This is a genomic window from Actinacidiphila acididurans, from assembly GCF_016918855.1.
Lineage (GTDB): Bacteria > Actinomycetota > Actinomycetes > Streptomycetales > Streptomycetaceae > Actinacidiphila > Actinacidiphila acididurans.
This window is the reverse complement of sequence record NZ_JADKYB010000024.1, coordinates 131,073-152,448: the sequence shown is the minus strand read 5'-3', so window position 1 is coordinate 152,448 and position 21,376 is coordinate 131,073. Positions and strand designations below refer to the sequence as shown.

At 71.0% G+C, this 21,376-nt stretch carries 19 protein-coding genes; 13 read left to right on the top strand and 6 right to left on the bottom strand.

The window, feature by feature from the left end:
• Positions 1–91: 91 nt before the first annotated feature.
• Positions 92–2,758 (bottom strand): beta-glucosidase family protein, encoded by a 2,667-nt coding sequence (locus tag ITX44_RS33350; protein WP_307795610.1) that lies wholly within the window; start codon positions 2,756–2,758, stop codon positions 92–94.
• Between the two features lie 513 nt (positions 2,759–3,271).
• On the opposite strand from ITX44_RS33350, the gene ITX44_RS33345 reads away from it, so the two are divergent.
• Both ITX44_RS33345 and ITX44_RS33340 read left to right on the top strand, forming a co-directional pair.
• On the top strand, positions 3,272–4,495 hold the full coding sequence (locus tag ITX44_RS33345) for an ROK family protein (RefSeq protein WP_205362281.1): 1,224 nt from the start codon (positions 3,272–3,274) through the stop codon (positions 4,493–4,495).
• A 75-nt stretch (positions 4,496–4,570) separates the two neighbouring features.
• A complete protein-coding gene (locus tag ITX44_RS33340; RefSeq protein WP_205362279.1) occupies positions 4,571–5,140 on the top strand; it encodes a hypothetical protein in 570 nt (189 codons plus the stop codon).
• A 233-nt stretch (positions 5,141–5,373) separates the two neighbouring features.
• Here ITX44_RS33340 and ITX44_RS33335 read toward each other — a convergent pair whose 3' ends face one another.
• Together ITX44_RS33335 and ITX44_RS33330 are read right to left on the bottom strand one after the other, a co-directional pair.
• Positions 5,374–6,012: a cyclase gene (locus tag ITX44_RS33335; protein WP_205362277.1), complete on the bottom strand. Its 639-nt coding sequence runs from the start codon at positions 6,010–6,012 to the stop codon at positions 5,374–5,376.
• Positions 6,013–6,583: 571 nt separating this feature from the next.
• On the bottom strand, positions 6,584–7,303 hold the full coding sequence (locus ITX44_RS33330) for a DUF4328 domain-containing protein (RefSeq protein WP_205362275.1): 720 nt from the start codon (positions 7,301–7,303) through the stop codon (positions 6,584–6,586).
• 270 nt (positions 7,304–7,573) lie between these two features.
• Between ITX44_RS33330 and ITX44_RS33325 the strand changes: the two genes are divergently transcribed.
• Entirely contained in the window at positions 7,574–7,978 is a 405-nt protein-coding gene (locus tag ITX44_RS33325; protein ID WP_205362273.1) for a VOC family protein, read from the top strand.
• A 311-nt stretch (positions 7,979–8,289) separates the two neighbouring features.
• Positions 8,290–9,132: an alpha/beta fold hydrolase gene (locus tag ITX44_RS33320; protein ID WP_205362270.1), complete on the top strand. Its 843-nt coding sequence runs from the start codon at positions 8,290–8,292 to the stop codon at positions 9,130–9,132.
• A gap of 75 nt (positions 9,133–9,207) precedes the next feature.
• On the opposite strand, the gene ITX44_RS33315 is transcribed toward ITX44_RS33320, so the two are convergent.
• Positions 9,208–10,230 carry an LLM class flavin-dependent oxidoreductase gene (locus ITX44_RS33315; RefSeq protein WP_205362291.1) on the bottom strand — a complete coding sequence of 341 codons (1,023 nt, stop codon included), beginning with the start codon at positions 10,228–10,230 and terminating at the stop codon, positions 9,208–9,210.
• Positions 10,231–10,577: 347 nt separating this feature from the next.
• On the opposite strand from ITX44_RS33315, the gene ITX44_RS33310 reads away from it, so the two are divergent.
• On the top strand, positions 10,578–11,402 hold the full coding sequence (locus tag ITX44_RS33310) for an alpha/beta fold hydrolase (protein WP_205362269.1): 825 nt from the start codon (positions 10,578–10,580) through the stop codon (positions 11,400–11,402).
• A gap of 86 nt (positions 11,403–11,488) precedes the next feature.
• Here the strand turns inward: ITX44_RS33310 and ITX44_RS33305 are convergent, their stop codons facing one another.
• A complete protein-coding gene (locus ITX44_RS33305) occupies positions 11,489–12,958 on the bottom strand; it encodes a DHA2 family efflux MFS transporter permease subunit (RefSeq protein WP_205362268.1) in 1,470 nt (489 codons plus the stop codon).
• 121 nt (positions 12,959–13,079) lie between these two features.
• Here ITX44_RS33305 and ITX44_RS33300 point away from each other — a divergent pair, with 121 nt between their 5' ends.
• The 5 genes from ITX44_RS33300 (at position 13,080) to ITX44_RS33280 (ending at position 17,012) form a co-directional block, all read left to right on the top strand.
• A complete protein-coding gene (locus ITX44_RS33300) occupies positions 13,080–13,550 on the top strand; it encodes a MarR family winged helix-turn-helix transcriptional regulator (RefSeq protein ID WP_307795609.1) in 471 nt (156 codons plus the stop codon).
• Between the two features lie 176 nt (positions 13,551–13,726).
• Positions 13,727–14,665 (top strand): heavy metal-binding domain-containing protein, encoded by a 939-nt coding sequence (locus tag ITX44_RS33295; RefSeq protein ID WP_205362267.1) that lies wholly within the window; start codon positions 13,727–13,729, stop codon positions 14,663–14,665.
• Between the two features lie 107 nt (positions 14,666–14,772).
• Entirely contained in the window at positions 14,773–15,483 is a 711-nt protein-coding gene (locus ITX44_RS33290; RefSeq protein WP_307795608.1) for a heavy metal-binding domain-containing protein, read from the top strand.
• A 50-nt stretch (positions 15,484–15,533) separates the two neighbouring features.
• A complete protein-coding gene (locus ITX44_RS33285) occupies positions 15,534–15,974 on the top strand; it encodes a hypothetical protein (RefSeq protein WP_205362266.1) in 441 nt (146 codons plus the stop codon).
• A gap of 231 nt (positions 15,975–16,205) precedes the next feature.
• Positions 16,206–17,012 carry a transglutaminase domain-containing protein gene (locus tag ITX44_RS33280; RefSeq protein WP_205362265.1) on the top strand — a complete coding sequence of 269 codons (807 nt, stop codon included), beginning with the start codon at positions 16,206–16,208 and terminating at the stop codon, positions 17,010–17,012.
• Positions 17,013–17,059: 47 nt separating this feature from the next.
• Here ITX44_RS33280 and ITX44_RS33275 read toward each other — a convergent pair whose 3' ends face one another.
• Positions 17,060–17,521 (bottom strand): carboxymuconolactone decarboxylase family protein, encoded by a 462-nt coding sequence (locus ITX44_RS33275; protein WP_205362264.1) that lies wholly within the window; start codon positions 17,519–17,521, stop codon positions 17,060–17,062.
• 80 nt (positions 17,522–17,601) lie between these two features.
• On the opposite strand from ITX44_RS33275, the gene ITX44_RS33270 reads away from it, so the two are divergent.
• From ITX44_RS33270 to ITX44_RS33260, 3 genes are all read left to right on the top strand, one after another.
• Positions 17,602–18,480 (top strand): sigma-70 family RNA polymerase sigma factor, encoded by an 879-nt coding sequence (locus tag ITX44_RS33270; protein WP_205362263.1) that lies wholly within the window; start codon positions 17,602–17,604, stop codon positions 18,478–18,480.
• 49 nt (positions 18,481–18,529) lie between these two features.
• Positions 18,530–19,357, top strand: a complete 828-nt coding sequence (locus tag ITX44_RS33265; protein WP_307795607.1) for a class I SAM-dependent methyltransferase — start codon at positions 18,530–18,532, stop codon at positions 19,355–19,357.
• A 1,052-nt stretch (positions 19,358–20,409) separates the two neighbouring features.
• Positions 20,410–21,306 carry a ParB/RepB/Spo0J family partition protein gene (locus tag ITX44_RS33260; RefSeq protein ID WP_236062146.1) on the top strand — a complete coding sequence of 299 codons (897 nt, stop codon included), beginning with the start codon at positions 20,410–20,412 and terminating at the stop codon, positions 21,304–21,306.
• Positions 21,307–21,376 lie beyond the last annotated feature (70 nt).

Below are 21,376 nucleotides of genomic sequence, written 5' to 3'. Positions count from 1 at the left end.
CCGGATGGCGGCGGGCGGAACGGCGCGGGTGGGCAGCGGCGGTACCGGGCGCTGCCGGTGCGGTGGGTCGGCCGATGGGCGAGCCGGTGGGTCAGCCGGTGACAGTGACCTGCTGTCGGAGCGCGTCCGTGCCGGAGGAGGTGCTCAGGTGGACGGTCCGCGTGCCGGTCGCGGTGGTCCAACGGCCGGCCGCGGTCGACCAGTACTGGAGTTGGCGCGGCGCCACCCGGATCGTCACCGTGCGGGCCTGGCCCGGGTTCAGGTGGACCCGGTCGAAGCCGGCCAGCGCCTCGGGAGCGAACTGGACGCCCTGCGGCTGGTCGTCGGGCGCGCCGAGGTAGACCTGGGGCACCGCGTCGCCGGCGGTCCGGCCGTCGTTGCTCACCCGGAAGGTGACGTCGAGGCCGCCCGCGTGCGCGGGGGCCACCCGCAGTCCGGAGTAGTGGAAGGAGGTGTAGGACAGGCCGTAGCCGAACGGGAAGAGCGGGGTCTCGCCGGTGGCCTGGAAGAACCGGTAGCCGACGTCGACGCCCTCGGAGTACGTGGTCTTCCCGTTCACGCCCCGTGATGAGCGTTCGGGGTGGGCGGCCTGGTGCGCGAGTTCCTGGTCGATGGCGGCCGGCCAGGTGAAGGGCAGCTTGCCGGCCGGGTCGGTCCTGCCGAGCAGGACGTCGGCGGTCGCGCGGCCGCCGCGGTCGCCGGAGTACCACATCTCCAGTACCGACTTGACGTTCGGCAGCCAGGGCATGGCGACGGGCTGGCCGGTGTTGAGGACCACCACGGTGTCGGGGTTGACCGCGGCGACGTCCTCGATGAGCTGGTCCTGTCCTTCGGGCAGCGGCTTGGACAGGTCGTCGCCGCTGCCGGCCCAGGCGAACACCACGGCGGTCTTCGCCGAGGCGGCCGCGGCGACCGCGGCGTCGTGCTGCGCCTTCTGTTCCTGGGGGGTCACCCAGTTCAGCCGCACCTGGACGGGCCGGCCGGACACGTCGGCGTGCTGGACGACCTGGAGGGTGTGCGGGCCGGCGGAAAGGTCCAGGAAGGTACGGCCGTTGGCCAGGCCGTCGGTGGTCGGCAGCGGTCCGTTGCCGTCGGTGGCGTGGACGGTGCCGTAGCGGGGCGGGCCGGCCTGGCCGTCGTAGCCGCCCCCGATGTTGGTCAGGAGCTTGCCGTCCACGGTCAGGGTCGCCCAGGCGCCCAGGGTCTGGATGTTCAGCCAGTAGCTGCCGGCGGCGGGCACGTCCAGCGTTCCGGTCCAGGTGTGGTCCGAGCCGGCGGGGAGCGCCGCGTGGCCGGCGGTGGTGAAGTCCAGCTGCGGGTCGGTCTGCTGCACGGTGCCGGCGGTGTCGGTGCGCTGCAGTCCGGGCGTGCCGTCGTGGGACAGGGCCGAGGCGGGGACGGGCACGCCGGTCATGTCGTCGCCGACGGCGTAGCTCAGGTGGGCGCGGGCGCCGAGCTGCTGCTCGAGCGCCTGGTAGGTGCCGGTCTGCTCGGAGGCGATGCCGCCGGACCGCTCGCCGCCGCCGTCGGTGGCGACGGTCCGGCCGGCGCCGGGGCCGATCAGTGCGACGGAGGACGTGCCGCTCAGGGGCAGGGTGTCGGCGTCGTTCTTCAGCAGGGTGGCGGCGTCCTCGGAGGTCTTCTGGACGGCGGCGTCGTCCGCGGCGCGGTCCTCCGCCGTGACGGTGTGCTTGGACGAGCCGTCCAGCAGCCCGAAGCGGTCGTACTCGTAGAGGATGCGGCCGGCGGCCTGGGTGATACGGGACTCGGTGACCGTCCCGTCGGCGACGGCCGCCTTGAGCGCGTCCTTGCCGAAGTACGCCGGGAAGCCGCGTTCGGTGCGGCCGGGGACGGTGTTGCCGTAGCCCTGGCCGGGCATCTCCAGGTCCAGGCCGTCGTTGATGTAGTCCGTGCCGTGGTTGGCGCCCCAGTCGGAGGTGACAAAGCCCTTGAAGCCGAGCTCGCCGCGCAGGATGTCGGTGAGCGTGTGCTGGTTCCCGCACGCCTGGGCGCCGTTGACCTTGTTGTAGGAGCACATGACCGAGGAGACCCCGGCGTCGACGGCGTCCTGGAAGGGGGCGAGGTAGATCTCGTGCAGGGTCTGCTCGTCGACGGTGACGTCGTTCGCGCCGTCGTAGGCGATGTAGTGCTTGACCTGGGCCATCGTGCCCTGGCTCTGGGTGCCCTTGATCTCCTCGGCGCCCATCTGCCCGGTCAGGTACGGGTCTTCGCCGAAGGTGTTGAAGCCGCGGCCGCCGGTGGTGTCCCGGTCGATGTTGACGAACGGCTCCAGCACGACGTCCTGGCCCAGCGCCTTGGCGTCCCGGCCGACGACCGCGCCGTTCAGGCGTGCGTCCTTGCGGCTGAAGGTGGCGGCGACGCCCATGGTCGCGGTCATGCCGGTGGAGTCCTGCTTGGTGATGACCCCGGGCGGCCCGTCGGTGAGCTTCAGGGAGGGGATGCCCAGCCTGGGGATGCCGGCGAGGTAGCCGGCCTGGTACTGGGGGTCGGCCTCGAGGTCGACCTGTCCGGCGATCATCGTGAGCTTGTCGTCGAGGGTCATCTCGGCCAGCAGCCGGTCGACCCTCGCGTCCCCGGTCGCCGAGGGCGCCGCCGGTCCCTGGTCCGGGTGGTCCGCGCGGTCCGGCGGGGCGGCGGCGCCGACGGTGCCGGCGGTGAACAGGAGGAGGGCTGCCGCACCGGTCGTCAGCTGGACGACTGCGCGGGCGCGTCGTGCTTTGCGTCTGGTACGTGCCACCGGGTGTCTCCCTCGGTCGGTTGTCCTGTGCTCTGTTCCGTTCCGCGCCCCGTGGCGGTGACCGGGCGGGCAGGGCGACGCGTCCGCGCAGGGGTGTCCCGCGGGCGCGGTTGTGCGGGCAGTACAGGGGGCCGCCGGACGGGCGGGTCGCTCCGGTCGGTGTGCCGGGGCCGCGGCCGGTGGGGGCGGGCGAAGCCGGTGAGACGGCGAAACAGGCGAAACAGGTAGAGCTGGTGAAACCGGTGAAACGGGCCGTGCAACCTGTCGGCGAAACCGGTGACCGACCTCGTCCGGGTCGATCATTTGTTTTCGTCGGAAACGAATATTTAACCTGCCGGTCGAGGGTGTCAAGCCTTCTGCGCGGACGGGACTCGGCGTCCCGCGCGGCCTTGTGCCGCGTGGGACCATGACCTACTCGCGGTGCCTGACTCGCACCGCGCATGGAGGGTCGGAGCGCCCCTGACGCGCCGACAGGGGCGCCGATGCCAGGCCGATGCCAGGGGGAGACACAGGATGACCAGGACCGCCGGCCAGGCGACGCCGGACGTACGCAGGCACAACCTGCGGGCCCTGCTGCGCCACCTGCACCTTCATGGCCCCTGCACCCGCACCGGGCTCGGCGAGGCGCTCGGCCTGACCCGCAGCGCGGTCGCCGACCTGGTCGCCGAGCTGACGCGGCGCGGCCTGGTGACCGAGTCCGCCGCGGCCCGCGCCACCACCGCCGGGCGCGGCCGCCCGTCGCTGACCGTGGCCCCCGACGGACGCCGCGCGCGGGTGCTCGCCGTGGACATCGGGGTCGACGAGATCCGCATGGCGCTGGTGGGGCTGGACGGGTCGGTGGCCGCGACGACCGTCCTGGACCAGGTCCCCGAGCCCGGCGACCCGGCACGCACCCTGGACCGGCTGGCGCAGGCCGTCGACGGGTTCACCGCGGGCCGGACGCGCCCGCTGGCGGTCGGCATCGCCGTGCCGGGGCTGGTCGACGGGGCCGCGGACGCCCCGGACGGCGGCCCGAGCGTGGTGTCCTTCGCGCCGAACCTGGACTGGCACCAGGTGCACCTGGCCGACGAGCTGCGCCGGCGGGTCCGCCTGGAGATGCCCGTACGGCTGGGCAACACCTGCAACGTCGCGGCACTGGCCGAGCTGCTGCACGGCGCCGGGCGCGGGCACCGCAACATGCTCTACCTCTACGCCCGGGTCGGGGTGGGCGCCGGCATCATCGTCGACGGCCGCCTGCTGGGCGGCCCGGGCTGGGCCGGCGGCGAGGTCGGGCACATGCTCTTCGCGCCCGGCGACCGGCCGTGCCGGTGCGGGTCCAGCGGCTGCTGGGAGACCGAGGTCGGCGGCGACGCGCTGCTGCGCCACGCCGGGCTGCCCGCCGGCCGCGGCCACGCCCGCCGGGCCCGGATGACCGAGCTGCTGGAGCGCGCCGACCGCGGGGAGCCGCAGGCGGTGGACGCGGTGACCGCCCTGGCCCCGGCGGTCGCCACCGGGCTGTCCTCCCTGCAGGCCCTGCTCGGCACCGAACTCATCGTGATGGGCGGCCTGTTCTCCCACGTCCTGCGCCACGCCCGGGGCACGCTCGAGGACGCCCTGCGGGCGGGCCGGAGCCGGCTCGGCGTCCGGCGGGAGACCGAACTGCTGCCGGCCGCCCTCCAGACCGGCGCCCCCCTGCTCGGCGCCGCCGAGATCGCCGTCGAGGCCTTCCTCGACGACCTGGCCGACACGGCGCCCTGAAGTCAGCGGGACGGACGTGGCCCGGAAGCGTACATTCCGCCGCGGCGCGATCCCGGCGGGCGCTAGCGTGAGGAAATGAGCAACTCGGTCAACCTGGCCACGGTCGGGGTCTCCGTCGTCGTCAACGGCGTCATATTGTTCTCGCTCCAGCAATGGGTGCAGCACAAATTCAAGCGGCTCGGCGCGACCGTCGACCGTGAGACCAAACTCGGCGAGAAATCCCTGGAACTGCTGACGGAGTCCTACCGGGCGGTCTGGGGCGGCCTCAGCAGCCTGGAGAGGTATCTGCGGTACGAGATGCCCGACCGCATCAACGCGGGGAACCACGACGGCCTGGGGGACCCGATCCGCGAGGCGTTCATCCTCTTCCGCTCGACGCTGTTCCTGACCGATTCGCTCTCCGGGAAAATCGGCACGCTGATCAACGACCTCGAACGCGACTACAACACGTTCGTCGCCGTCGCGCTGCGGCAGGGCGCATCCATCAACGCGGGCGGCAGCGGACAGGAAGCCGTGCGCCGTATCCAGGAAGCGATGTCCACGATGACCCGGAATTACACCACCGGCATTGACGGCCTGCGCGAGGAATTCCGCCGGGCGAGCCACGCGGCGATCAGCGGAAATCCGGCGGCGCTGGGGCGTTGACGATGGCGGACGTCCGCACGTACCCCGTCTGCATCCTCGGCGTGGAGGGCAGCGAGGGCGGCAGGGTCGACCTCGTCGGGCTGGAGGGACCGGAGCGGCTCTTCATGGCCGGTGACGGCGGGCACTTCCTCTACCTTCAACCCGGCGCCGCCCAGACCTGGTGGGGGTGGGTGAGCTGTCACCCGGGGCGGGCCCGGCGCCGGGCGGCGCCGGGTCCGCGGTTCACGTTGACGTCAGCTGATGGACGTCGTGGTCAGTACCGGGTTCGGCGAGGGGTAGCAGGCGGTCGGGGCGTTCACCGTGAAGATGGCCGCGGTGACCTTCGCGGTGAACGTCAGGCCGGGGCTGGAGTAGCTGGTGCCCGCCAGCTTGGTCTGCACCGTGCTGCCGGATGCGCCGGCGGTCAGGTTCAGGTTCAGCGTCGGCAGCGTGAAGGTGCTGCCGCCGTTGATCGGACCGGGCACGTTCATCGTCAGGGTGCCGCCGCTGAGCGTCAGCGTGGGCGTTCCGGATCCCAGCCCGGAACCCCCGCTGATCGTCTCGCTGTTGAGGGTGGCGTTGGCCGGCACCGGGGCGCTGAGCTTCAGGCCGCTGATCGAGTTCACCGTGTTCCCGTTGACCGAGCTGGGTACGGTGATCGGGTCCGGCGCCAGTGTGATGGCGAAGGCGCTGCCGGAGGCCACGCTGGCCGGCGCGGTTCCGTTGACGCCGGCGCCGATGGTGAAGGTCTGTGCGCCGCCGATCGGGGGCGTCGCCTGGCAGGCCAGGCTCAGCTGGACGTCGGCGGCCGAGGCCGCCCCGGTGGCAAGGCCGACCGCGGCGACCGTGCCGAGCACGACCATGGGCAGGCGCAGAGCGGTTCTGGGTCGCATGAGTCTCTCCTGTTCCGGTTTCCCGGTGCTCCGGTCCCGTGTCGCGGAGGCCGGGGAATGGTCGATGTGGTGGTCATGGCCATGACACTGTTACCGCGGGTAAGGGTCTACGCCCGGCAATATCCACCCGCGGGATTCAATGGATAAGGGGGTGTTTCAGCCGTCGTCCCGGCCCGGAGAAAACCATGCGCCCGACCCCTGACCAGGTGATTCGTCCAGCCGAGGGGACGGTCGCCCGCGGCGGCCGCCGGACGGACCCCTCGAACAGGTGCGCGCAGCCGCCCCCTTGACGACCGAGCCGGACGCGTTTGGAGGGTGCGTCCGCGGCGGGAATACCGATACCGGAGGGACAAACAGGGCAAGCGAGGTCGTCCGGGAGTGGAGTCACGGGCCCTTCCGCCGGCGTCCCGTGACGGTGGAGCACGCACGAGACGCAAGTGACCGGAAAGCTACTGTTCAGTAGGGGAGGGAGCCTGCGCCCCCACCTGTTCGCCTCAGGGACGGCGGGCAGGCCGGACCGGGAGAGACGATCACGCGGAATGCGAGGGCGCGGCCTGCTGCGGAGGCGTCCTTACGCAGGAACCGCCCACTCGTCGTCGAGCACCTGTTCCGCCTGCCCCTGTCGCTTCATCAGCCGTCGCACCATCACCACCGCGAGGACCGCAGCGGTCGCCTCCATCACCGACCGCACGCCGAAGAACACGTACAGACCCACCTCGGCCCCGGGATCCGTCCTGAGCGCCGTCGCCAACCCGCCGGTCAGCAGCCCCGACCAGCGAGCGACGGTGAACAGCAGCCACCAGGCCAGCACCAGCCGGGGCCGCTTGTCGTCAGTGGGGCCACTCGCCTGCCAGATGTCCCGCACCGACTGGTACGGCATCCACAGGGATCCGAGCGGCACGAACCAACTGGCGATCGTCCAGCCCGGACTGTTGGTCAACCGGCCGGGGGCGATGCTCTGTGCGGCCCGGTGTGCCCGGTACAGCCAGGCAATGAACACCGCGGCCGTCAGGAAGAAGAGCGCATTGTCAGCCGTCCCGGTGGACCACGAAGCCAGCATCCGGCGCACACCGGGATCCGTATCAGAAACCCGACCCGCGGCGGCCTGCGCCCACAACTCCCCCTCCAGCACGTCAAAGCCCAGCCGAACCAGGCACATGACGGCTTCGAGCCCCAGCAGAACCCGAACCGCCGCCCCCAGCCACTCCGGCACGACAGCCCCTTGCCGCCGCACGGCAACCACCAGCGGTGACACCACCACGCCCTCCCCGCCCCTGCGCACTGTGCCCATGATCACCAGAGCACGGCGCACCCTAGCAGCGCTGACGGGGGTGCGATTCCCCTGGCGGCCCGACTTCCGCCTCGTCCGGGCCGTCCGCGCCAACGCGGCCGGGTCGCCGGCGTGATCGCGCCCACCAGATGTCCACGGGCAGCCACCTCATGGCGTGGGATGTGGGACACCGTCATTATGCCGGGCAGCCAGTCGTAACAGGCAGAAGGGAAGGGTCCGATTGAGTGCGGGGTTGACCTCCCCGTACCCGCAATCTCCAAGGAGAACGCCATGCCCGACGAACCCGCCGTCCGTGAACTTCGCCTAGTGGTCACGGCAGCCGACTACGATGCGGCGCTGCACTTCTATCGTGACGTCCTCGGCTTGACCGAACGCGCCGCGTTCACCTCTCCCGGCGGACGGGTCACGATTCTCGACGCGGGCCGAGCCACGTTGGAGCTGGCCGATCCGAACCACGCGGCTTTCATCGACGAGGTCGAGGTCGGACACCGAGTGGCCGGCCACATCCGGGTCGCCTTCCAGGTCGACGACTCCGTCGCCGCCACATCAAAACTGGCCGCAGCCGGAGCCCAGGTGATCGCCGAGCCGACGCTCACCCCGTGGAACTCCCTCAACTCACGGCTGGAAGCACCTGGCGCTCTTCAACTGACCCTCTTCACCGAACTCGACGATTAGGAATTCGGGGATCGTCCTGGTCGCAGCCATTCGCTGATAGGCCCAGCCAGGACAGTTGTTCCACAGCAGACCGCAAGCTTGTCGTACTCTCGGGAAGTTCGTGGGGGTGACTCTCGGTCCGGCTGCGGCGATTGCTCACAAGCGGAGGCTATAGGGGCGTCGAGTGTGGGGGGTGGCCGGTCGGACAGCCTGACCAGGTGGTCGGATCGTCCAGGGACCGGAGCGGGGTTTTCGCCGGGTCACGAACGCCGGCTCGTCCACCCCCCTGGTAGAACGGAATCCCTGGAGGGACTGCCCTGGCGGAGGCTGTCGTGCGGGATGTCGAGGTTACGGCCGGTGTCATCGAGTACGACGTTGCCGGATCAGGGCCGCCCGTCGTTCTACTGCACGGGCTGCTGATGGACCACACCGTATGGGACCAGGTACTGCCGCTGCTCCCGCAGGGGTTCACGTATCTACGCCCTGTGCTGCCCCTGGGCGCCCATCGGCGGCCCATGGAGCCGGACGCCGATCTCACGCTGCACGGACAGGTCGGCCTGGTCGCCGATTTCCTTGACGTACTCGGCCTGGAGGGCGTCACGCTGGTACACAGCGACTGGGGCGGGGCACTCTTTCTCACCGCCCACGGCCGCGACCAGCGCGTGGCCCGGCAGGTGATCCTCCCGTGCGAGGCGTTCGACAACTTCCCGCCCGGGCTGCCCGGCAGGATGGTGACGCTGGCCGCCCGAATGCCCGGTGGATTGCGGTTCGCCGCTCGCCAACTGCGTATCGGCCGGCTGCGCCGGCTGCCCATGCTGTACGGGCAGATGGCTCGGCAGCCGGTACCGGACGACCTCATGCGTCGCTGGACCGAACCCCTCCTCGGCGATCCCCGCATTCTGCGTGACCTACGAAACTACTGCACCGGGCCGTTCGACAAGGAGAAGCTCGTTCGCGACACCGAGGCGCTGCGCCGGTTCACCGGGCAGGCGCTCGTCCTGTGGTCACCGAGCAACCGCGTGATGCCGCCCGACCACGGTCATCGTCTGGCACAGCTGCTACCGGCAGGGCAGTACGCCGAAGTACCCGACGCATACGTGCTGTCGATGCTGGACGAGCCCGAGACCGTGGCCCGCGAAATCGGCAGGTTCCTCACCTCTCCCGCTGCCCCGTAGCCGGAGTGACCGGAGCAGCGGCCCCCGGGCCGGAGCGCCCACCGCTCCGGCCCGTACGTACATTCGCAGGGGGGGTCAGCGCCAGCCGAGGTCCGGGGCCACGTGGGTGAGGATGCTCTCCAGGACGTGGGCGTTGTAGTCGACCCCGAGCTGGTTCGGGACGGTGAGCAGCAGGGTGTCCGCGGCCTGGATCGCCTCGTCCTCCTGGAGCAGCTTCACCAGTTCGTCCGGCTCGGCGGCGTAGGAGCGGCCGAAGATCGCCCTGGTCGTGTCGTCGATCATGCCGACCTGGTCGCGCGAGTTGCGGTCGCGGCCGAAATAGGCCCGGTCCGTGTCGCTGGTCAGCGCGAAGATGCTCCGGCTGACCGACACCCGCGGCTCGCGCTCATGACCGGCCTCCTTGTACGCCGCGCGGTACGCCTCGATCTGCTTGCGCTGCTGGACGTGCAACGGCTCGCCCGTCTCGTCGTCCTTGAGCGTGGAACTCTGCAGGTTCATCCCCAACTGCGCCGCCCAGACCGCGGTCGCGTTCGAGCCCGAGCCCCACCAGATCCGATCGCGCAGCCCCTCGGAGTACGGCTCGACGCGCAGCAGGCCCGGCGGATTGGGGAACATGGGCCGCGGGTTCGGCTGCGCGAAGCCCCGGCCCTTGATCACCTCGAGGAACGCTTCGGTGTGGCGGCGGGCCATGTCCGCACCGGTCTCCCCGTCCGCAGGCGCGTACCCGAAGTACCGCCAGCCGTCGATCACCTGTTCCGGTGACCCACGGCTGATGCCGAGCTGCAGCCTGCCACCCGCGATGAGATCGGCGGCGCCGGCGGTCTCCGCCATGTACAGCGGGTTCTCGTACCGCATGTCGATCACGCCGGTGCCGATCTCGATCCTCGACGTACGCGCCCCGATGGCCGACAGCAGTGGGAACGGGCTCCCCGCCTGCTGCGCGAAGTGGTGCACCCGGAAGTACGCGCCGTCCACCCCCAGCTCCTCCGCCGCGACCGCGAGATCGATCGACTGATGCAGGAAGTCGGCAGCGGAGCGCGTCTGCGAGTGCACACTGGGCGACCAGTGCCCGAACGAGAGAAAACCGATCTTCTTCACACTCGTGACAGCGTCCCAGAGCCCGCTTTGATTCCCGCCGGCGGCGGGCCGCAAAGGCATCAGGGGCTTCCTCGCCCGCGAAACCTCCGTATTCGGAATTCTCTTTACGGTCATAACGGGCAGGTCCCCGCCGAACCGCCGCGCGTACGCCGACCAGGGCAGAAGCTGACGTGTCGCACGGCGAGCCCCGCTGCGGCGCCCGCCACAGGACGGTAAGCTTTCAGTGGCCATTATTTCACTTCAAGTAATTGCCGTGATTGCTGCGCGTCAAATCGAGCAGCGTTGCGTGGGCATGTCGGCAGCACTCACACGGTCACCACGGTCACCGCACAACAATCGGGAGAGTCATGGGTTTCGTGACGACGCGCGACGGCACGGAGATTTTCTACAAGGACTGGGGGTCGGGCCGGCCGGTGGTGTTCAGCCACGGTTGGCCGCTGTCGTCCGACGACTGGGACCCCCAGATGATGTTCTTCCTGAACCACGGGTTCCGCGTGGTCGCCCACGACCGGCGCGGCCACGGGCGCTCCGCCCAGGTCGCCGACGGTCATGACATGGACCACTACGCCGATGACCTGGCCGCGGTGGTCGAGCACCTGGACCTGCACGACGCGATCCACGTCGGCCACTCGACCGGTGGCGGCGAGGTCGTGCACTACCTGGCCCGGCACGGGCAGAACCGGGCGGCCAAGGCCGCGATCATCAGCGCCGTGCCGCCGCTGATGGTGCAGACCGACGCCAACCCGGGCGGCCTGCCCAAGAGCGTCTTCGACGACCTCCAGGTGCAGACGGCGACCCGCCGTACCTCGTTCTACCGCGACCTGCCCGCCGGCCCGTTCTACGGGTTCAACCGGGACAGCGTGCAGCCCGACGAGGCCGTCATCCAGAACTGGTGGCGGCAGGGCATGACCGGCGGAGCGAAGGCCCACTACGACGGCATCGTCGCCTTCAGCCAGACCGACTTCACCGAGGACCTGAAGAAGATCACGATCCCGGTCCTGGTCATGCACGGCGACGACGACCAGATCGTCCCCTACGCCGACTCCGGCCCCCTGTCGGCCGAACTGCTCCCGAACGGCACCCTCAAGACCTACGCGGGCTTCCCGCACGGCATGATCACCACGCAGGCCGACGTCATCAACGCGGACCTGCTCGCGTTCATCCAGAGCTGACCGACAGCCCCACCGAAACGCGATGGCCGGACCCTCCCCCGGGCGGTGCCCGGCCATCGCGTCACGGGCCGCCCCACGCGTACCCCTCAGCCCTGCGGTCCCCCCGCCTCGGCCGCCGCTCCGGCACGCCTCCGGCGGGAAACACGCTGCACGCGTGGGCTCCGGGGTGGGGGCGGGTCGTTGCGGGCCGGGGCGTCGTGCAGCTTCAGGGTGAAGAGGGTGGCCACCGCGCACATCACGGCGAGCACCAGGTAGACGGTCCGGTACGTGGAGGGCGGCGCGGTGTGCAGGCCGTGCGGGGTGCCGGCGATGAGCAGGGTCGCCACCAGCGCCGGTGCCAGGGCCATCCCGAGCTGGGTGATCACGCTGGTGAGGGTGGACGCCTGGCCCACGTCCTCCTTGGGGATCGTGCTGAACGAGGCGACCGTGACCGGCATGAAGACCGCACCCATGCCGAGCCCCAGCAGGAACATGTAGAGCCGCATCGCCCACGCCCCCGTCCCGGCGTCCACGCTCGTCATGAAGCCCAGCACCACGGTGACGCACAGGAGTCCGCCCGCGATGATCAGCCGCGGGCCCACCCTGTCGTAGAACCGCGACGCGACCTGCACGGTCAGCAGTACGCCGATGGCCTCGGTGAAGGTGCTGGTGCCGGAGTGCAGGGCGGAGCCGCCCTGGGCCTCCTGGATGAACAGCGGCGCCGCGTACATCGCACCCATGAACGGCACCACGCCGATCAGACCGATCACCTTGGTGTCCCTGAAGAGCGCGTCCTTGAACAGCCGCAGCCGCAACGCCGGCGCGGGCGTGCGGAGTTCGACCACGATGGTCGCCACCACCAGTACGGCCGCGGCGGCGAGGCTGCCGGCGATCACCGGCGACGACCAGCCCTGCCGGGCGCCCTCGCACACCCCGTACATCAGCAGCGACATCGCGGCGGCGGACAGTACGAGGCCGGGGATGTCGAGCTTCCCGGGCCCGGGCTGGCGGGAGTTGTCGAGGAAGAGCAGGCCGAAGAGGCAGGCAGCCACGCCGAACGGCAGGTTGACGTAGAAGACCCAGCGCCACGAGAGGCTGTCGACGAGCACGCCGCCGAGCATGGGCGCGACGGCGGGCGCGATCTGCTGCGGGATGGTCATGACGCGCGAGGCCCGTACCCGCTCGGCGGGCGTGAACGTACGGAAGAGCATCGCGGCGGCCACCGGCGTGAGCAGCCCGCCGGCCAGGCCCTGGAGGCCGCGGTAGAGGGTGAGTTGGCCGAGGCTGCCCGCGATCCCGCAGAGCGCGGACGCTACGGTGAACAGCCCCATCGCACCGATCAGCACCGGCTTGCCGCCGAAGCGGTCGCCGAGCCAGCCGGACAGGGGGATGGTGATGCCCACGCACACCGGGTACACCACGGCGACGCTGTCGCTGCCGGCGGCCGACACGCCGAACTGGTGGGCGATGGACGGCAACGCGACGGTGGTGATGGCACCGTCCATCACCACGAGGAAGAAGGTGGCGACGAACATGACGGGTACGACCAGGCGCTGGTCGATACGGCGGCCGGGCATGGTCCTCCTTCTCCGGGGGCCCGGGGCGGTCTGCGGACATACGGGGGTGTCGGCGCGCAGCCGATATGCTGAGTCTACTCACTATGAGTCGACACACAACGGGTGAGAGCTCGTAGAGGGAGTGAGGCGGAACACCGTGGTGGAGACCCGCAGCAGCGACGTCCTGGTCGACGACCTTTTCCGTACGACGGTGCGGTTGCGCACGTACGTCGACGCGCAACTGCGCTCCCACGGCCTGTCCGTGTCCCGCCTGCGGCTGCTGCGGGCGCTGGCCACGACGACCGAGCCGCTGCGCATGCGCGATCTCGGCGAGGCGCTGGACGTCGCCCCGCGTACCGTCACGTCCCTGGTCGACGCACTGGAGCGGGAGGGCCTGGTCGAGCGGGCCCGCCACCCCACCGACCGCCGCGCCTACCTGCTGACCCTCACCCCGACCGGCCGCACCGTCCACGCCCGCGCCGAGGAGATCGACCGCGCCGCCCTGTCCACGGCGACCGCAACCCTCACCCCGACCCAACGCACCACCCTCCTCGACCTCCTCTCCACCCTCCGCGCATCCGTCCCCGACGCCCCGCCGAGCCCCCAGGACTGAGCTCGCGCCGGGGACTGCGGCGACCACGAGTGGTACCGCCAGGACAACGAGTTCTTGCGCTGCTACCACTGCAAGGTGGCGCCCCACCTACCCGAGGGCGGCTTGGGGGGCGGGCGTAGACTCCGGGCCGCTGTGGGTGGGGCTCGGCGGGGGCCGGGACGGGGAAGACGGTGGGCATGAGCGGGGAATGGGCAGGGGCCGGGTTGCCGCCGGGGGCGGCCGCGCGCGTGGCGGAGGCGCGGAGCAGTGGGACGTGGTCCTCGGCGCTGTCCACCGGGGAGTTCGCGGCTTTGCGGGCTGTGGGGTTCGAGCCGGTGGGCCAGGTCATGGGGTCGGCTGTTTATCACGTCGGCCGCCGCGGCCGGTATTGGGGCTATCACGACTGCCAGTTCACGAGCAGGTGGTCCGGCTCCGGCAGACACGCGCGTGTCGCGCTCTCCGGACGCGGCGCCCCGTCGGCCGCGCTCGTCGAGGTGCTGGACAAGGCGCGCCGTACGGCGCTCGGGCGGATGAGCGCGGAGTGCGCGGCCCTCGGCGGCGACGGCGTCGTCGCGGCGCAGTTGACGGTGGCGCCCTTCGTGGCGCAGCCGAACTGCCTTGAATTCCAGGTGATCGGCACCGCGGTGCGCGCCGCCGGGGCGGTACGGGCACCGCAGCCGTTCACGTGCCACCTCGACGGCCGGGGGTTCGCGAAGCTGGTGACCGCCGGATGGGTCCCCGTCGAGCTGCTGTACGGGATGTCCATCGGCGTGCGGCACGACGACTACCGCACCCGATCGCAGCGCAGCTCGTGGCGCAACACCGAGGTCAGCGGCTGGACCGAGCTCGTGCACGACGTACGCTCCGACGCCAGGGCCGATCTGAGGGCCCAGAGCGGGCGACGGGGCGGTGACGGCGTGATCCTCGCCGCGGGCGACCTGCGCGTGTGGAGCGAACCCTGCATCCGCAGCGGCAACAAGGACCAGGAGGACCACCTGGCCGAGGCGACGCTGGTGGGTACGAGCGTCGCCCGCTTCGCCGTACGCGAGCAGCCGCCCCGCGTCCTCACCGTGATGCCGCTCGACCCGGAACGACGCCGGCGGGCCACGCGCCCGGCCGGCCCCGACATGCGATGAGGGGAACCCGTACATGACCGACTTCAACTCCGCGGCTGGCCGAACTGCAGCCGGGCAAGCCGGGTTCGATCTTCACCAGTGACCTGTCGGTCAACGAGTTCCTGCTGGTGCGCGAGGCGGGATTCCGGCCCATCGGTCTCGTGCTGGGCAGCTCCATCTATCACGTCGGCATCCAGCTCGGCCGATGGGGCAAGAACCAGGAACTGACCACACTCAGCCAGGCGATGTACCAGGCCCGCGAGCTGGCGATGACGCGTATGGAGGCCGAAGCGGCGCAACTGGGCGCGGACGGCATCGTCGGTGTACGGCTGAGTGTCGAGGCCCGCGACTTCGGCAACGACATCGCGGAGTTCATCGCGATCGGCACGGCCGTCAAAGCCGATCATCCCGCGCCGGGCGGCAACGGCGGCAGCTGGCGCAACCTCAAGGGCCAGCCGTTCACCTCGGACCTCAACGGCCAGGACTTCTGGACACTCATCCGCGCCGGCTACGCCCCGCTGGGCATGGTGATGGGTACGTGCGTCTACCACATCGCGCACCGGAAGATGGGGCAGATGCTCTCCAACATCGGCCAGAACGTGGAGATCGAGCAGTTCACGCAGGCGCTGTACGACGCGCGGGAGCTGGCCATGGAGCGGATGCAGCGCGAGGCGGAGGAACTGCGCGCGGAGGGCGTGGTCGGCGTGCAACTCAACGCGCACAACCACCGCTGGGGCGGTCACACCACCGAGTTCTTCGCGATCGGCACAGCCGTACGGCCGCTCCGCGACGACCACGTCATCGAACGTCCGGCCCTCGTCCTGGGCCTGGACGGCTGAGCGCCCCGCCCAGCAGGCTCGCAGCAGGCACCCACACGAGAGACACCACGATGACCTCGCCGAACGACCCCGCACCGTTCGACCCCGCCACCGGGGCAACCGACTCCATCGACCTCCTGACGGCCGCGCTGCGCCGAGACGCCGCCGACCTGGAGGTCTACGCCCGGGTGCTCACCACGACCCTGGCCGACGCCCTTCCGCCGGACTCCGTCACCGTGGCCCGGAAACGCAGCATGGCCGACCGCCTCGCCGGGCGCGACGGCCGTGTCGAACGCGTCGAGGTCGTCCTCGGCGAACAGCGACTCGTCCTCGACCTCGCCGGTGGCCGTCCCCAGGGTCAGGTGTGCAAGGAAGTCCGCGGTGTCGTCCTCTCCCGGCGTCCGGTGGCCCTGGACGAGTGGGTACGGGAGCTCGCCGGCGCTGTCGTCGCCCGTGCGCAGTCGGACGCCCGGGCGCGGGCGGCGCTGGAGCGACTGGTGCTCGGTGAGTGAAGGGGCGGCTGCCGGGGTGGGTCAAGGGTCCGGGGGGCCGGCACACCTGAATGGTGCTTCTGACGCTATGTCGCGTCGCAGCAGACCCGCTGAGTTCGGGCGCCGGGACCGTTCAGCAGGTGCGGCTTGCCGGTAGTCGGGCAGCCCGTACGGGCAGGGTTGAACACGTTCAGTTTTGCGGGCATGCTGGGTGCGCGCCCGCAACAGGCTCTGGACGAGAGGACCGTGGGCATGACGAGCTCGCTTCTCACTCCGCGCGGCCGGTCCGGCGGGGGTACGGCCGGGGCAGGCAAGGCCGGGGCGGGGACAGCGGTCGGCAGCAGCGCACCCACGCCCATCCTCAATTGGTCGCATCCACGGGTTGCCTCGTTGCTCCAACAGGTCGACGCGGCGGCGGACATGGGCGAGGCGTCGGATCCCGTTCGCCGGACAGCGGCACTGCGCCGGGCCCACCGCCTGATCGCCGCGACAGTGCGGCCGGTGTACTCCGTGCAGGACGAGCGACCGGTCTCCGAGGTCCTGCGCCGCGGCCGCGGATCGTGCAGCCAGCGGCTGGCCGTTCTGGAGTCCGTCGCGCGGGCGTCCGGGGTGCCCACGCGCGTACGGGGGTTGCTGGTGGACGGTGCCTTCTGGTATCCGCGGTTCCCTCGGCTGCGTCGGGTCGTCCCGGACCGGGTGGTCCTGCCGTGGCCGGAATTCCGGCTCAACGGCCCGGCGCCGACCGCCCACTCCCCCGCGCCCTGGCTGACCGTCTCCGAACTCTTCGGCAGCCTTGACGAGTTGAGCCACAGCGACGGCTTCGCCAATTTCGGTAAGGAGACGCTCTTCGAGGCGCTGTCCAGGACGGCGATCGATTGGGACGGCGTAACGCTCTGCCCGGCGGACGGCACCCCGTGCGATCTGTCGGCCTACGTCCTCGCCGACCTGGGCCACTTCGACTCGCGTGACGAACTCTTCGCCCGGCACGGCCAGACCCTCTGCCGTACGGCAAGGCTGCTGGCCGAACCGGTCCTTGGCCGACGCGCGGCCGGCGCCTAGCCACGAACGACGGGCGCCCGCGTTTCGGATGCGGCGTTCGGCTCAGCTCACCAGCTCTTCCCCGCCTGCTCCCGGACCGTGCGGTTGATGCGGTTGAAGAAGTTGGTCAGCGCGATTTCCAGGATGATCGCGTTCAGCTGCTTCTCGTCGAAGTGGTCGGTGGCGTCGTCCCAGATCTCGTCGGTCACCCCGGCGGCGCCGTCCTGGAGCCGGGTGGCGGCCTCTGCGAGCTGAAGCGCCGCCCGTTCCTCGTCGCTGAAGAAGGGGGTCTCGCGCCACGCGGCCACGCTGTGCAGCCGCTCGTCGCTCTCCCCCTGCTTCTTCGCCGACTGGATCGAGGCGTGCACGCACGGGCTGCAGCCGTTGATCTGGCTCGCGCGCAGGTGGACCAGCGACAGCAGGCGCGGGTCGACGCCGGCGGAGTGGATCGCCCTGTTGAGCTGCTGGATCGCGGAGATCACCTCGGGGTTCGCCGAGTCCGACGTGCGCTTGGTGCGGGTTTCTTCCATCGTCCTGCCCTCCATCGGTTACGTGTGCCCGTCCGGGCACGTCACCCTCATGACGGAGCGGATCCGAGGAAGGTAACCACATGACCGACACCAGCCCGGCGGACCCGGTGGCCGAGGCGTTCCAGGCCGAGCGCCACCGGCTGCGCGCGGTCGCGTACCGCCTGCTCGGATCGCACGCCGATGCCGAGGACGTGGTCCAGGAAGCCTGGCTGCGGCTCTCCCGCCAGGACACGGCGACCATCCAGAACCTCGCGGGCTGGCTGACCACGGTGGTCGGCCGGATCAGCCTCGACGTCCTTCGCTCCCGCCGGACCCGCCCCGAGGCTCCGTACGACGACCATCTGCCCGAACTCGTCGTCACGCTCGACGACGGTCCCGCTCCCGAGGACGACGCGATGCTCGCCGACTCGGTCGGGCTCGCGCTGCTCGTCGTCCTGGACTCGCTCGGGCCGAGCGAGCGGCTGGCGTTCGTGCTGCACGATCTGTTCGCGGTGCCGTTCAGCGAAATCGGCCAGATCCTGGGCAAGTCCACCGACGCGGCCAAGATGCTCGCCAGCCGTGCCCGCAGGAAGGTGCAGGTGACCGAGCGACCGGCAGGCGTCGCGCAGGAGCAGCGCGAGGTCGTCCAGGCCTTCCTGGCGGCGGCGCGCCTCGGCGACTTCGAGGGACTGCTGCGCTTTCTCGACCCCGAGGTACGGCTGACCGTCGACACCCCGGCCGGCCCGGTCGTCACCCTCGGCGCCACGCAAGTGGCCGCGGGCGCGAAGCTGTCCGCCGGCGCGGCCACGCAGGGACGGGCGGCGATCGTCAACGGCCGGCCCGGAGTCATGTCCTGGCGCGAGGACGGCACCCCGCTCGCGCTCCTCGCGTTCACCGTCGTCGACGGCCGGATCACCGACATCCAGGCCGTGATCGACCCGGCCGAGCTCGCGCTGATCGACCTGCCGAACCCCGCGTGACGGCAAACCGGTGGCGTGCGCGCGGACGAGCCCCGTAGTTTGTGCGCTCGTGACCGATGACCCGCATCCGCGCCCGCATCCACGCGAACTCGGTAGGCTGTTCGACGAGGTGCCGGAGCTCTACGACCGGGTCCGGCCGGGTTACCCCGACGAGTTGTTCGCGGACCTCGTCTCCGTCACCGGCACGGACGAACGCTCGGCGGTGCTGGAGGTGGGCTGCGGTACGGGTCAGGCGACGCGCTCGCTGGCGGCACTCGGATGCCCGGTGACCGCCGTCGAGCCCGGCGCGGGCATGGCCGCACTGGCTCGCGAGCGGACCGCCGCCTTCCGCAACGTACAAGTCGAGAGGTCGACCTTCGAGGAGTGGGACGACCGCGGCCGCCGCTTCGACGCCCTCGTGGCCGCGTCGTCGTGGCACTGGGTCGACCCGTCCCTCGGCTGGCGACGAGCACACGCCGTTCTCCGGCCCGGAGGCTGGATGGCGCTGCTCGGCAACGTCGTCGTCCGCCGGCCGGGAGAGCCCGAGGTCTACGCCGAGACCGCCGATCTCCACGAGCGGTTCAGCCCCGGCAACCCCGGCTGGGGCCATCCCCCGCTGGAGGACGACGTACGCGCCACCGACGAGGGCTGGGGACAGGTCGACGGCCCCGGAGGCCTGTTCGGCCCGACGATCGTGCGCTGGTACCCGACCGTCCAGTGGTTCGACGGGCAAGGCTTCGCCGATCTCCTCCGCTCGACCTCCCTCTACCGCAAGCTCGCCCCCGACATCCGCGAGCCCCTGCTCGACGCCATAGCCGAGCGCATCCGCACCCGCATGGGAGACCGGGCGTCACGCCGCTACCTCAGTGTCCTCCGCGTCGGACAGCGCGCCGGGTGAGTCCCGCCGCGCGGACCCACGGACGGATCACCGCCGTTTGCGGATGTCGACGGGCTTTTCGTGTCCGGTCCCGCAGCACGGGCACAAGCATGACCGCGTAACGGGACGGCTTCCCTGCGCGCGGCTCGCGGTTGAACAGCAGCGGAAGGTATTCGCGGCGTGCGGCTCCGGCTCTCTCCCACCTCGGGCCTCCCGCTCCGGGCCCTCCACCCGTGCGCGCCCGCAGAGATCCACGACCACATCGTCGAGATCTTCCTCAGCTTTGCCTGCGGCAGCATCCGCCGGCGCCGACGGCGAGCCTCGCGCTTTGTGATAGTTCTGTATACGCGTGTTGTCCGAGATGAGCGCGGGGCCGGTGGAAATGACGTGTGCCCGATCGGCATGTGTTACCGGCGGCAGCACCAGGACGCGCGTAGACCGGGCTCCGACGTGGTGCTCGCCGCACGCTTGACACCCGCTCGGGGTGTCGATATCAAGCCATGTGAACGTTCATAACAATCCAAACCCCGGGGTTTTTCGCGGTGTTGCGCCCGCTGGGGGGCGATGTACCCAAAAGGGTGCGAAAACCCGTCGGGGCGGCACCGGAAGGTGGGCCTGACAGGGCCGCGAACCCATGCGTACCGGGACAGAGCATGGGGGCGGTTCGGCCCTGTCGTGGGTGGACCACCGTAGCGCAGCATTCGACCGACGCATACGCAGCCACGCGTGCGCCCAGGGCGGAGGGAGGTTACCGACCGACGTCAACAGGTGTCACCGAAGGGATCCTTGCCGGGTCTTGAGCGTCGCCCCGGATCACACGGGTGCCGGCGTTCACGGAAGCGCCAAGAAAGGGCTACGTGTCCGTATTACCGACCGGCGAAGAGTCGCGGATTCACCTCCACGAACAACTCTCCTCTCGCCGTACGCACTTGGTCCCCATCGGTTCCTTGCTGCCCGCCGACTCCCCACGTCTGGCGGGCGAAACTGAAGAACACGCGCGCATCCTCGCAGAATCGGAAGCGGCCCTGCCGCCCATCGTCGTCCACCGCGACACAATGCGTGTGGTCGACGGCATGCACCGACTACGGGCCGCCGCCCTGCGCGGCGACCAGCACATCGAGGTACGGCTGGTGGAGGGCACGGCGGAGGATGCCTTCGTGCTCGCCGTCGTGCTCAACGCCGAGCACGGCCTGCCGCTGTCCCGGCAGGACCGGACGGCCGCCGCCCAGCGCATCATCGAGAGCCACCCGCACTGGTCGGACCGCCGGATCGCGTCCGTCACGGGCCTGTCGCCGAGCGTCGTGGGCGCCCTGCGCAGGCAGGCAGACGTGCCCATGGCCGAACTGTCCCTGCGGACCGGCCGCGACGGACGCAGCCGTCCCGTCGACCTGGTTGCCGGGCGCATCGCGGCCAGCAGGGTCATCGCCGAGTCACCCGACGCGTCGCTGCGGGAGATCGCCGGCCGCGCCGGAGTGGCGCTGGCCACCGCCCGCGACGTACGCAACCGGATACGGCTGGGCCAGGACCCCGTACCGCCCAAGCTCCGGACCGCCGGGAGCGGCCCGGAGCAGACCGGGGCGGACGCGGATCCGGCAGAGTCCGGGCAACACCATGGGGACGACCGACCGGCCGGCTCGCAGGAGCCGCAACCGGTCCGGCCGGTGCCCCCGCCTGCTGCCGCGGTCACCGAGACCGTGCTGGCCCGCATGCGCCGCGACCCGTCGCTGCGCATGTCCCAGACCGGCCGGGCGCTGCTGCATCTGCTGGCGGCCCATCTGCTCACCGACGAACAGCGGCAGGACCTGGTCGCCGGCGTCCCCGCCCACCGCGCGGCCGACGTGGCACACGTCGCCCGGCTTTGCGCCGACCGCTGGCTGCAATTCGCCACCGACGTCGAAGGGAGCCGCGCCCAGGCCGGCGAGACGGCGTCCGGCCGGGGCAGGGTGCCGTCGCTGTCCCCGGGCGCCTGACGTACCACCGAGCACGGGTCCGGCACCCCGCTCCCGGGGTCCCGGGCGGACGGCCGGCGGCGGTCGTCGG

Excerpts from the sequence above, each read along its gene's own strand:
- ITX44_RS33345 (WP_205362281.1), top strand. The coding sequence starts at position 3,272 with ATGACCAGGACCGCCGGCCAGGCGACGCCGGACGTACGCAGGCACAAC.
- ITX44_RS33340 (WP_205362279.1), top strand. The coding sequence starts at position 4,571 with ATGAGCAACTCGGTCAACCTGGCCACGGTCGGGGTCTCCGTCGTCGTC.
- ITX44_RS33335 (WP_205362277.1), bottom strand. The coding sequence starts at position 6,012 with ATGCGACCCAGAACCGCTCTGCGCCTGCCCATGGTCGTGCTCGGCACG.
- ITX44_RS33330 (WP_205362275.1), bottom strand. The coding sequence starts at position 7,303 with ATGGGCACAGTGCGCAGGGGCGGGGAGGGCGTGGTGGTGTCACCGCTG.
- ITX44_RS33325 (WP_205362273.1), top strand. The coding sequence starts at position 7,574 with ATGCCCGACGAACCCGCCGTCCGTGAACTTCGCCTAGTGGTCACGGCA.
- ITX44_RS33310 (WP_205362269.1), top strand. The coding sequence starts at position 10,578 with ATGGGTTTCGTGACGACGCGCGACGGCACGGAGATTTTCTACAAGGAC.
- ITX44_RS33305 (WP_205362268.1), bottom strand. The coding sequence starts at position 12,958 with ATGCCCGGCCGCCGTATCGACCAGCGCCTGGTCGTACCCGTCATGTTC.
- ITX44_RS33295 (WP_205362267.1), top strand. The coding sequence starts at position 13,727 with ATGAGCGGGGAATGGGCAGGGGCCGGGTTGCCGCCGGGGGCGGCCGCG.
- ITX44_RS33285 (WP_205362266.1), top strand. The coding sequence starts at position 15,534 with ATGACCTCGCCGAACGACCCCGCACCGTTCGACCCCGCCACCGGGGCA.
- ITX44_RS33280 (WP_205362265.1), top strand. The coding sequence starts at position 16,206 with ATGACGAGCTCGCTTCTCACTCCGCGCGGCCGGTCCGGCGGGGGTACG.
- ITX44_RS33275 (WP_205362264.1), bottom strand. The coding sequence starts at position 17,521 with ATGGAAGAAACCCGCACCAAGCGCACGTCGGACTCGGCGAACCCCGAG.
- ITX44_RS33270 (WP_205362263.1), top strand. The coding sequence starts at position 17,602 with ATGACCGACACCAGCCCGGCGGACCCGGTGGCCGAGGCGTTCCAGGCC.
- ITX44_RS33260 (WP_236062146.1), top strand. The coding sequence starts at position 20,410 with ATGCACCGACTACGGGCCGCCGCCCTGCGCGGCGACCAGCACATCGAG.